General features: G+C 27.4%; 12 protein-coding genes. 7 read left to right on the top strand and 5 right to left on the bottom strand.

The genetic code is table 11. The features are described from left to right. Positions 1–764 (bottom strand): ABC transporter substrate-binding protein (locus HMPREF0202_RS08105; RefSeq protein ID WP_023050398.1); only part of this gene is annotated, 764 nt, incomplete at its 3' end. Positions 765–1,057: 293 nt separating this feature from the next. Between HMPREF0202_RS08105 and HMPREF0202_RS08100 the strand changes: the two genes are divergently transcribed. From HMPREF0202_RS08100 to HMPREF0202_RS08090, 3 genes are all read left to right on the top strand, one after another. Continuing rightward, the gene (locus tag HMPREF0202_RS08100) at positions 1,058–1,648 is read left to right on the top strand and encodes a sigma-70 family RNA polymerase sigma factor (protein ID WP_023050396.1); all 591 of its coding nucleotides are present in this window, start codon (positions 1,058–1,060) and stop codon (positions 1,646–1,648) included. A 105-nt stretch (positions 1,649–1,753) separates the two neighbouring features. Next, positions 1,754–2,290, top strand: a complete 537-nt coding sequence (locus tag HMPREF0202_RS08095) for a DUF2250 domain-containing protein (RefSeq protein WP_023050395.1) — start codon at positions 1,754–1,756, stop codon at positions 2,288–2,290. A 15-nt stretch (positions 2,291–2,305) separates the two neighbouring features. Continuing rightward, positions 2,306–2,908, top strand: a complete 603-nt coding sequence (locus tag HMPREF0202_RS08090) for a DedA family protein (protein ID WP_023050394.1) — start codon at positions 2,306–2,308, stop codon at positions 2,906–2,908. A 20-nt stretch (positions 2,909–2,928) separates the two neighbouring features. Here the strand turns inward: HMPREF0202_RS08090 and HMPREF0202_RS08085 are convergent, their stop codons facing one another. The 4 genes from HMPREF0202_RS08085 to HMPREF0202_RS08070 all read right to left on the bottom strand — a co-directional run bounded on the left by HMPREF0202_RS08085 (position 2,929) and on the right by HMPREF0202_RS08070 (position 7,048). After that, the gene (locus tag HMPREF0202_RS08085; RefSeq protein WP_023050393.1) at positions 2,929–3,675 is read right to left on the bottom strand and encodes a MipA/OmpV family protein; all 747 of its coding nucleotides are present in this window, start codon (positions 3,673–3,675) and stop codon (positions 2,929–2,931) included. 131 nt (positions 3,676–3,806) lie between these two features. Next, positions 3,807–4,823 (bottom strand): PTS sugar transporter subunit IIC, encoded by a 1,017-nt coding sequence (locus HMPREF0202_RS08080; protein WP_023050392.1) that lies wholly within the window; start codon positions 4,821–4,823, stop codon positions 3,807–3,809. Between the two features lie 4 nt (positions 4,824–4,827). Further along, positions 4,828–5,991, bottom strand: a complete 1,164-nt coding sequence (locus tag HMPREF0202_RS08075; RefSeq protein WP_051364146.1) for an aminotransferase class I/II-fold pyridoxal phosphate-dependent enzyme — start codon at positions 5,989–5,991, stop codon at positions 4,828–4,830. 13 nt (positions 5,992–6,004) lie between these two features. Further along, the gene (locus HMPREF0202_RS08070) at positions 6,005–7,048 is read right to left on the bottom strand and encodes an iron-containing alcohol dehydrogenase family protein (RefSeq protein ID WP_023050390.1); all 1,044 of its coding nucleotides are present in this window, start codon (positions 7,046–7,048) and stop codon (positions 6,005–6,007) included. A 377-nt stretch (positions 7,049–7,425) separates the two neighbouring features. Between HMPREF0202_RS08070 and HMPREF0202_RS08065 the strand changes: the two genes are divergently transcribed. The 4 genes from HMPREF0202_RS08065 (at position 7,426) to HMPREF0202_RS08050 (ending at position 10,399) form a co-directional block, all read left to right on the top strand. Then, positions 7,426–8,196, top strand: a complete 771-nt coding sequence (locus tag HMPREF0202_RS08065; RefSeq protein ID WP_023050389.1) for a MetQ/NlpA family ABC transporter substrate-binding protein — start codon at positions 7,426–7,428, stop codon at positions 8,194–8,196. An 18-nt stretch (positions 8,197–8,214) separates the two neighbouring features. Beyond that, positions 8,215–8,958: a transporter substrate-binding domain-containing protein gene (locus tag HMPREF0202_RS08060; protein WP_023050388.1), complete on the top strand. Its 744-nt coding sequence runs from the start codon at positions 8,215–8,217 to the stop codon at positions 8,956–8,958. 114 nt (positions 8,959–9,072) lie between these two features. After that, positions 9,073–9,789: a LytR/AlgR family response regulator transcription factor gene (locus HMPREF0202_RS08055; protein WP_023050387.1), complete on the top strand. Its 717-nt coding sequence runs from the start codon at positions 9,073–9,075 to the stop codon at positions 9,787–9,789. A gap of 10 nt (positions 9,790–9,799) precedes the next feature. After that, the gene (locus tag HMPREF0202_RS08050; protein WP_023050386.1) at positions 9,800–10,399 is read left to right on the top strand and encodes a GHKL domain-containing protein; all 600 of its coding nucleotides are present in this window, start codon (positions 9,800–9,802) and stop codon (positions 10,397–10,399) included. The last annotated feature ends 187 nt before the right edge of the window (positions 10,400–10,586 follow it).

Below are 10,586 nucleotides of genomic sequence, written 5' to 3'. Positions count from 1 at the left end.
TTTCTATCTCCAAGAATTTTTCTACCAATAGAGTCAATATCTCCTGTAATGTGATGTTCTCCAGTTTCAATGGCAATAACTCTACTATTTTCTTCTGGAATTGCTCTTACTTCAACAATTTCAATAGCAGGTTTACCCCTAAAGTACTCATCATTTCTTTTTAATGTCATATATGATCCAGGTTTCCATTCTGCTAATGCATATGCACCTGTACCCATAGGAGAATGATTAACGTCTTTTGTATTTTCATAATAATTTTTATTTAAAATAGAAGCTGTTATATGTGTTAAATGATGTATTAATGAACCTGATGGAGCTGTTGTTTTAACAATAGCAGTATATTTATCAGGAGTTTCAACAGTATCAATTGCTGAATAAAGAGTTCCAACCTTAGATGAATTTTTAGCATTTTCCAAAGTATATTTTATATCTTCAGAAGTTAATTCTTCTCCATTTTGAAATTTAACACCTTTTCTTAAATTAAACTTTAATTCAGTAGGGGATAGTTGCTCCCAACTTTCAGCTAATCCAGGAACTATTTTTAAATTTTCATCAGTTTCAATAAGTCTATCAAAAATATTTGAAATTATTCTTCTAGAATATACGTCTGTAGCTTCATGAGGATGAAGAGTTACAGATTCACTACTTTGTGTATAAATTAATTTATTCTCTTTAGATGTTGCTGCTTGTTTTTCAGATTCTTTTTCTTTTCCACAACTAATAAAAAATATAACTAGTAGTAATAATTTAAATATTTTTTTCATAAAACTCCCCCTTAGTATTTAATTATTTTAATAAGAGTATCAAAAAAAAATAACTGTGTCAAATTTTATTTTCAAAATACTTAAAAAATGAAAATAAATTATCAAAAGTATTATATTAGAATATTGTTATATGTTTCAAAGAATATGAATGAAAAAGAAAAATTGGAACGTTTAAATAAAAAAAAAAATATGGTATTATTTTTTCATAGTGAAGGACAATTAAAAATTTTTACAGCTTAGGGGAGAGCTTAATTTTACTTTTTTTACCGTTAAATAGTTAAGGGGGCAGACTAATGGATGAAAGAGATGTAATGTTGGCAAAAAGTGGTGATGAAGAGGCTATGGAAAAAGTTTTTTTAAAATATAAAGGTGATATTTTAAGAAACAGTAAAAACTTTTTTATAAAAGGCGGAGACATTGATGATCTACTTCAAGAGGGGTATATAGGTCTTATGAAGGCAGTAAAGTCATTTGACGAAACAAGAGAGGTATGTTTTAGTACTTTTGCAAATCTATGTATAAAAAGACAGATTATTACAGCAGTAAAATCGTCAAATTCAAATAGAAATCAAAAGTTAAATACATCAATAATTGGAGATAAAGATATTAATTTAGATGACTTAGTTCAATATGCAAAACCATCTGTAAATTTTTATTCTCCAGAGGATATTCTTATAGGGAAAGAATTAGTAGAGATGTTAGGAGAGTTTTTAAATAATAATTTAACACCTTTAGAAAAAAAAGTATTTTTCTATACTTGTAAACAGTATAAATATAATGAGATTGCAGATATGCTAGAAGAACCTTCTAAAAAAATAGATAATGCAATTCAAAGAGTAAGAAAAAAAATTCTAGGATATTTATCAGAATACACTAGAGATTAATATAAAAATAATGGATGAAAGATGAAAACTTTCATCCTTTTTATTTACTAAATTTTTACCAAAATTATGATATAATATGAAAAAACTTAGGAGTAAATATTAAATATGAGTGAATTAGAAAAAAAAATAGTATTAACAATATATAAAATAGGACCTACATTTATATCAAAATTAGCTAATCGAATACTTGAAAATCAAAATGAAGTTAGAGAAAGTGTTAGAGCTCTAATTAAGAATAAAGTATTAGAGCGAGTTGAAAATATAATGGTTGAGTATAAAACTAAAGAAGAGAATGTAGTTGTTAAGCATAGAAATCATACATACTATAAATTGACAAAATTTGGAGAAAGAAAAGCAAAAGAGTTAGATGAAAATATGGAGTTTGAATTAAGAGAGGCTTTTAAAACGTACAATAAAGCTTTACAAAATAAACTTGATAATAATATTAAAGAGGAAATAATTAAAGCGATATACTGCGTAATAGACTTTCCATATTCTCAAGAGTTAAATGTAAAAGCTATTTTAAATGAACGGTTTGAAACTCTTCAAAAAGAGTATGGTCATACAATAACTTTAAGAGGAGAGATAACAGAGATAGAGAAAGAAAAGTTATTAGAATTACCAAATGTTGTTATAATTTAAGTAGAAGGAGAGAATGTGGAAGAGTTAATAAAACAAGCTAGTGAGTTTTTTATGAGTTTAGGTTATTTTGGAATTTTTATAATGATGTTTTTAGAATCTTCATTTATACCTTTTCCTTCAGAAGTTGCACTACTTCCAGCAGGATATTTGATAGGAACTAAAGAGATGAGTTTTATACCAGTACTATTAGCAGGAACTTTAGGAAGTTTGGGTGGAGCAGGTTTAAACTATTTTCTTGGAAGAACTTTGGGAAGAAATCTTCTTTTAAAATATGGAAAATATCTTTTTTTAGATGAAAATAGGTTGGCTCAAATGGAAAATTTATTTGATAAGAGAGGAGAACTAATAGTATTTTTAGGAAGATTTATACCAGTAGTAAGACAGTATATATCTTTTCCTCCTGGAATCTTAGAGATGAATATATATAAGTTCAGTATTTTTACAGGACTTGGAGCAGGAATATACGTTGCATTTATGGTAAGTGTAGGAACATTATATAAAGACTATGAGCATATTATAAATACATATATAGTTAGATATAAATATTTAGTTGCACTATTAGCATTAGTTTATGTAGGTTATAAAATTTTAAAAATGAGAAGAAATAAAAAAGACTAACTTTAAGTTAGTCTTTTTTATTAGAAGAAGTATTTTGCCCCAATACTTGCAATAAATAGAGGATCATCATTAACAATAGGAGAATCTGTAATCTCACTAGAGAATTTCTCTACTCCTAAAATTCCTATGAAAGATACCTTTTCATTATATTTATATTCAGCTGATAAATTTGCTCCAATTGAATATGCAGTATCAGCTTTGTATTCTCTAGTTAATTTATCAGTTGATGATCTATTAACTTCGTCTGATGTTACACCAAAATAGTAATCTGTGTAATCTCCAGAGAATCCTTTAACATAAACTCCCGGAACTAAAGTAAATTTATTATTAATATTGTAAGGTCTAAAAGCACTTAATTTTGCTTCAGAACCATGCTCACCAAATTGAACAGAAGCTCCAGTTCTAATTCCAGCAACTCCTGTATTTAGGTCAGCTCTTAATCCAACCATAGCTTGGAAGTCTCTGTCATCAATATTAGTATAACCATGTCCCATATCTTTAGCTTTAATAGGGAAACCAGCCATAGGATCAACAAATACAGATAGAGATAGATCTTCACCTTTAAAGAAGAAGTATCCAGGAGTAATTCCTTTAATATAGAAGTTACCATAGTTAACATCTAAAAGCGGTACAGGATAAGCTTTATCTTCAGCTCCCTTATAGATACTATTAGAAACTCCAACCCCAGCTCCCACGCCATATCTATTCTCTGCCAAAGCCATAGTAGACAAAGTCATGGCTAAAATTCCAAAAATAATTTTTTTCATAATGTTCCTCCAAATATATAGATTTATAACGGAACAATTATATCACAAAATATATAGTTTTAAAACTAAGTACAATATAGAAATCTAATACTAAAAACAGTGCACTTTTTTTCAAAGAATTAAGGTTTCAACTATATAGTTACTTTATAGTCTTCCTCTTTAATTAAAACTAACTTATTTATAAAAATAAAATTACAAATATATCCAAAAACGATTGGCAAAATAATGAATAAAGTAACTACAAGAAGTATATTTTTTAAATTCCAAGATAGATGATTTAAGGCGTTAATTGGTCCAATTAAACCACTAATTCCAAAACCAGCACTAAAAGCAGTTCCTTTAATATTAAATAAAGCTCCTAAAACTCCCAATGTAAATGCATTAATGACTATTGGAACAATAATAAGTGGATTTTTAACAAAGTTAGCCATTTGTATTTTAGCAGAACCTAAAACAGGAACTAAAGTTATACCAATAGGATTAACTTTAAGCCCAGCTAAGGCAAGTCCAAAAGCAGCAGCGCAAACTCCAAGGTTTGCAGCGCCAGCAGCTATACCACCAAGATTTACAGCAAGAGCTATTCCAACAGTAGAAAATGGTGAAATAATGAGAATAGAAAATATAATAGCTATAATTCCACCAGTTAAAAGAGGTTGCATTTTAACAACTTCTTCAACAGTAAGGCCGATGGCTCCATTAACTTTACTAACATAAGGTAAAAGATTTAAACCAATCCATCCAACTGCAGTTGAAATTAAGATAGGAAGAGCTACCATACTTAATCCCTTCACTTTATCTCTAAAAAGGTAGATAGCTAAAGATGCAATAAATGCTGTTACACCAGCATTAACAACATCACCAGTTCCAGTCAAAACTATATTCCCATTGACAAAGGATACAACACCTGATCCAATAAAAGTAGCAACAGAAACACATATACTTTCTAAAGGAGTGAAACTTAATTGATATGAAACTCCAGTTCCAATTGCAAAAGGAAGTAAACTTGTAGATATTTTTGTTAGATTTAATATACTTACTAAATTTAAACTTTTTGCAATCTCCCCAAGAATTGCTGAAGGAATAAGAGTAGCAACTATTCCTAAACTCATACCATTTAATATTTTAAAGATTAGCTCTTTTATTTTCATTTTTTCACCTTCCCATATTGTTTATTGAATTTTTTTCAATTCTATCAAAAGCTTCTTTTAAAACTTCTAAACTATTTGAACAAGCTATTCTAACTGCTTTATCATCACCAAAAGGCTTTCCTGGAATAACTTTAACTTTTAATTTTTCAAAAAGATAGTCTGAATATTCAATAGAGTTTAGATTAGTCTCACTAATATCTATGAAAATATATATTCCACCTTGAGGAGTAAAAGCTTTTAAACCATGGATATTGTTAATTCTATTTAAACTGTATTCAACCCTCTCTTTATATAGAGGAACAACACTATTTTTTACATGCTTTCTATTTTTTAAAGCTGCAAGTGCTGCTCTTTGGGAGATAGCTGATGCACTGTAAACAATAACTTCATTTATTTTTCTAATTGTATCTACAATAGCTTTAGGTGCAATGTTATATCCAACTCTCCAACCTGTCATAGCAAAATTTTTAGAAAAGCTACAAACAGAAATAGTTCGTTCTTTCATTCCACTTAAAGTATAGATTGGAATAAAACTATTAGAATAATCATAAAAATCATAGATATCATCAGCATAAACAAGTAGATCATATTTTTTAGCTAATTCACTAACAATCTCTAAACTTTCTAGAGAGTAACAAACTCCTGTAGGATTAGATGGAGTGTTTATAATAATACCTTTAGTTTTATTTGTAATAGCTTTTTCTAAATCCTCTTTGATAATTTGATAGTTATTTTCAATAGTTGTATGAACAATAACTGGATTTCCTTTAGCTTCTTTTATTTGGTCCACATAAACAGGGAAAAATGGTGCAATTACAATAACCTCATCCCCTTCATTTAGTGTGGCTTGTAAAGCTAAATACATTCCATGACAAGCTCCAGATAAAACAATAACTTCATCAAGATTAACATTATAGTTATTAAACTCAGTTTTATGATATTTAATAATCTCTTCACGAAGTTCTAAATCTCCTAAAGGATCAGTATAGTGAGTATGACCATTTAATGCATCTTGAAAAGCTGAATTTATAATGATTTTATCAGTATGTATATCTAAATCTCCAATTCCTAAATTTATAATTTGATTTTTTTCTGATTCATCAATAGATTTAAAAGTTGTTTCCTCTTTATTTTGAAATCTCTTAGCCAAATATTTTGATCCATTCATTTTCATTTCCCCCTTATAAATTTCCTTCTAAAATAGTTATAAACTCCTCTTTAGTAAACTTAAGTGGTATCTCACTACCAGCTATAGAATTTAAAATTTTATTGATAATCTCCTCTTTTTTTTCAAGATACTCCTCTTTGATAACTATCTCTTTAAGAGTAGTTGGAAGATTAATCTCTTTATAGAACTTTAAAAGAGTATTAAGTTGTTCATGGTTATCTTCAAGTTGTAACTGAATAAGTATACCAAAAGCAACAACTTCTCCATGTAGATGCTCCTCTTCAACTCTTTTAATTTTAGTTAAAGCATCAAAAATAGCATGAGCGATAGCTCCATTATATTTAAAATCAATAAGATTTGAAACGATACCAGTTGTAACAAGAATGACTCCGGCTACTTCTTTGAAATCATCATCAACTATTGTTGTAGACAAAGCATGGTTTCCATAATTTAACATAGTCTCTTTACAAAGGTGACTTAATTTTTCTCCCATAGTGGTGTTGAAATTTAATTTTTTACCACGAGCTTTTAAATTCATTTCATAGTATTTAGCTAGTGTATCCCCTATTCCTGCCCATAGATATTTTTTAGGAGCAGCGATTAAAGTATCTAAATTTATAAAGGTCTTATGAGGAGGTCTTTTTAAAAAATATAGTTCTTGAAATACATGGTTTTCTTCATACATAACTGAAATATATGAAACAGCAGCGCATGTAGAAGCAATAGTAGGGAGTGTAAAAAGTGGTATGTTTAATTTATCCATTAGAACTTTTGAAGCATCAATAGATTTACCACCACCAATACCAATTATTAAATCATAGGCATTATTTTTTAAATTTTTCAAAGTTGAGTTAATAATAGTATGACAACACTCATTTCCATAATGAACTAGGTGAAATTTTTTATCTTCTAAAATTTTAAAAAACTCATTTTTTATTGATAAAAGAGATTTTTCACCATGAATAACTAAAATGTTGTTGAAGTTTTGAATCTCTTTAGCTAAAACATTCCAAATGTTACTGTCCATATAAACTTCTGTTAAAATAGATTTTTCCATAAAATTCCTCCTAGTTCATAAATTAAGATAAAATAAAAAAGCTTTTGGTTTCCCAAAAGCTTTAAACAATAAGTCTTTAAAAAGTTAGTTGGGATATAAGCCTATATTTATTTAATACAAATAGGCTTATATCTATATTTCTAGACATAAACCATAGTTTTAAAATAATACATAAACCAAAACATAGCCCTAACTTTTCTTAAAGACATTTTTAATCTCCTCCAAAATTTTTTTATTTGCATAAATATAACATAAAAAAATAGGGTTGTAAACATTTTTTTGAAAATATTTTTTTAAAAAAAATAAAATAAAAAAAGATTGACAAAATTATAAAAAATTATTATCATTTTTAAAACATTTATAACTGGGGGTATTTTATGAAAAGAACATTTTTGCTATTAGTTATTGTTTCAAATTTTGTTTTTGGAAAAGATGTGTTTAAAATTGGGGCTACTCCAATACCTGCGGGGGAGATTTTAAATGAGGTAAAGGAGGATTTAGCAAAAGAGGGATTAAATATTGAGATTGTTGAATTTACAGACTACATTGTGCCGAACTTAGCTTTGGCAGATGGATCTTTAGATGCAAACTTTTTTCAACATAAACCATATTTAGCTAATTTTATGAAAGAGAAAAATTTAGATTTGGTTCCTCTAGAGGATATATATGTGCCACCTTTAGGAGCTTATTCTAAGAAATATAAAAGTGTAAATGATTTAAAAGTTGGGGATAAGATAGCTATTCCAAATGATCCAACAAATGCTGGAAGAGCATTGATTTTACTACACAATAATGGAGTAATAAAATTGTCAGATCCTAAAGATCTTATGGCCACAGAGTTTGATATAGTTGAAAATCCTAAAAAGTTAAAGATTGTTTCTCTTCAAGCTGCTCAATTACCAAGATCTTTAGATGATGTGGACTTAGCAGTAATAAATTGTAATTATGCTTTAGATGCAGGATTATCACCTCAGGAAGATTCTTTAATTGTTGAGGGAAAAGAGAGTGCTTATGGAAATGTAGTAGCAGTAAGAAAAGGCGATGAAAATAGTAGAGAAATTGCAACTTTAATGAAAGTTCTAAGGAGTGACAAAGTTAGAAGTTTTATATTAGAGAAGTATAAAGGAGGAATAATTCCTCTATTCTAAACTATTTTGGAGGTCTTTATGAAAAATATATTAAAAGGAATTTTTATAGCATTAATTGCATTGATTATTTTTAGCTGTGGAGAGAAAGAGGAGAAAATTCAAGAGAAAAAAGAGAGAGTTTTTGTAATTGGAACTAATGCAGAATATCCACCATTTGAATATTTAGAAAATGGAAAAGTTGTAGGATTAGATCCAGATATAATCGAAGCTATATTTCAAAAACTTGGATATCAATATAAGTGGGCTAATATGGAGTTTGGAGGTTTAATATCAGCCCTTCAAACAGGAAAGATAGATATGGTTATAGCTGGTATGAGCATTACTCCAGAAAGAGCTAAGATGGTTCACTTTACATCTCCTTATTTAACTTCAAAGGTAGCATTCATAACAAATAAAAAAAATCCTATAAATGGAATGGATGATTTAGAAAATAAAAAATATGGAGCAGAGTTAGGAACAACAAAAGAAAATACTGCTAAAAATATTTTGGGTTCAACAGTAATACCTTTTCAAAATAATACTTCAGCTTTACTAGCCTTAAAAAATGGTCAAATTGATGGAATTGTTTTGGATGAAAGTGTGGCAGAGGAATATGTTAAAAACAACTCAGATTTACTATTAGTTGGTATTTTAGAAGGAGAACCAAAAGCTATAGCTCTTGGAAAAAATGATAAGGATTACGAGAAAATAAATGAGGCGTTAATTCAATTAGTTAATGATGGGACTATTGAAAAATTAAAAGAAAAATACAAAGTTAAGTAAGAGAAAAGAGAGGAAACTCTCTTTTTATTTTTGTGATTGACTTTTAAAAGTCAATAAGATATACTCCTTCTGAAATAGTAAAAAATATAACAAAATAATATTTGGGGAGAGAGAATGCTAAAAATAGCTATATGTGAGGATAGTGATATCCAATATAAAATATTGGATAAATATCTTAGGAGTTGGGCATTAAAAAATAATATAACTATACATTTAGTTCATTACAAAAGTTCAGAAGAGTTTTTATTTAACTTAAACGAAAATATGGATGTAGATATTATAATTTTAGATATTCAAATGGAAAGAATGAATGGAATTGAATTAGCTAAAAAAATAAGAGAAAAAGATGAAGAGATTGCAATTATTTTTGTTACAGGGGTATTAGAACATATGTCTAAAGGGTATAGCGTGGGAGCTATAAACTATTTGTTAAAGCCTCTAAAAGAAGATGAATTATTTGATTCACTAGATAGAGCTTATAGAAAAATAAAACAATTAAAAGAAAAAAAAGAATCATTAAAAGTAGTTACAGATAAACAAATAGTAAAAATAAAGTATAGTGATATAAAATATTTTGTAGTATATTCTCATTATGTTCATATAGAACTATTAAATAAAAAAATAACGTATAAAAAAAGAATTAGCGATTTAGAAGATGAGTTACCAAAAACTCATTTTTTAAGATGTCATAGATCATATATAGTAAATTTACATTTTATAAAATCTATAGAAAAGGAATCTTTAACCTTAGATGACAATACGATTATTCCTATAAGTAGAGGTAAAAAAGAAAAAGTATTGGAAGTATTTATGAATTATTTTGATATATAAGGGGTAGAGAATGGAAAATAAAATATTAGATTTAGCAAATAATATTGTGAATACAAAAGCTTGGCAACATGATTGGAGTAATCATTTATCGGTACTTCTTTTTTTAGTGAAGAGTGGAGAATATCAAGAGCTAGAAAATTATATAGAAAACTTAACAAAAGAGATAAAAATTTTGGAAAAACAACTATTAAATGTTGATAATGTCATTTTAAAAGCAATAATTAGTCAAAAAATAGAAGTTGCTAAAAATTTTGGAATAGAGTTTATCTTAAAATTAGATATTCCAGAAGAGATAAAAATAAAAAATATTGATCTATCAGCTTTAATTAATAATTTATTAGATAATTCTATTGAAGCAAACCTTGTTATAGGGACTTATAGGTGGATTAAATTAGAGATTTTTAAAATGAAAGAGAATTTGTATATAACTGTAAAAAATACTATAAATTGTGAAATAAAAGATGAAAATGGAATATACAAAACAACAAAAAAAGATGGAAAAGGAATTGGATTAAAACAAATAGATAAAATTGTAAAATCCTATAAAGGAAGTATAATAAGAAAAATTGAGAATAATGTATTTATAACTAAAATATTGATACCATTTTAATAAAAGCCATAGTTTAATAACTATGGCTTTTTTATAACAATTTAGGGCTTTAAATATACAATTTGGGTATAGAAAAATAAAAAAGATAATTTTTATAGTAATGTTAGGATAGAATTAAAGTCATAGTACGGTGGTGTTAAAATGAAAAGAATCTTAAATACTAAATCTATATTTAATATAATTATTT

Source organism: Cetobacterium somerae ATCC BAA-474 (genome assembly GCF_000479045.1).
Classification (GTDB): domain Bacteria; phylum Fusobacteriota; class Fusobacteriia; order Fusobacteriales; family Fusobacteriaceae; genus Cetobacterium_A; species Cetobacterium_A somerae.
The sequence above is the reverse complement of the archived record's forward strand: the minus strand, read 5'-3'. Positions and strand labels throughout refer to the sequence as shown.

Bases quoted from the DNA above. Each gene is read 5' to 3' on its own strand.
- HMPREF0202_RS08050 (WP_023050386.1), top strand. From the start codon at position 9,800: ATGGAAAATAAAATATTAGATTTAGCAAATAATATTGTGAATACAAAA.
- HMPREF0202_RS08095 (WP_023050395.1), top strand. From the start codon at position 1,754: ATGAGTGAATTAGAAAAAAAAATAGTATTAACAATATATAAAATAGGA.
- HMPREF0202_RS08100 (WP_023050396.1), top strand. From the start codon at position 1,058: ATGGATGAAAGAGATGTAATGTTGGCAAAAAGTGGTGATGAAGAGGCT.
- HMPREF0202_RS08055 (WP_023050387.1), top strand. From the start codon at position 9,073: ATGCTAAAAATAGCTATATGTGAGGATAGTGATATCCAATATAAAATA.
- HMPREF0202_RS08060 (WP_023050388.1), top strand. From the start codon at position 8,215: ATGAAAAATATATTAAAAGGAATTTTTATAGCATTAATTGCATTGATT.
- HMPREF0202_RS08085 (WP_023050393.1), bottom strand. From the start codon at position 3,675: ATGAAAAAAATTATTTTTGGAATTTTAGCCATGACTTTGTCTACTATG.
- HMPREF0202_RS08075 (WP_051364146.1), bottom strand. From the start codon at position 5,991: ATGAATGGATCAAAATATTTGGCTAAGAGATTTCAAAATAAAGAGGAA.
- HMPREF0202_RS08080 (WP_023050392.1), bottom strand. From the start codon at position 4,823: ATGAAAATAAAAGAGCTAATCTTTAAAATATTAAATGGTATGAGTTTA.
- HMPREF0202_RS08065 (WP_023050389.1), top strand. From the start codon at position 7,426: ATGAAAAGAACATTTTTGCTATTAGTTATTGTTTCAAATTTTGTTTTT.
- HMPREF0202_RS08070 (WP_023050390.1), bottom strand. From the start codon at position 7,048: ATGGAAAAATCTATTTTAACAGAAGTTTATATGGACAGTAACATTTGG.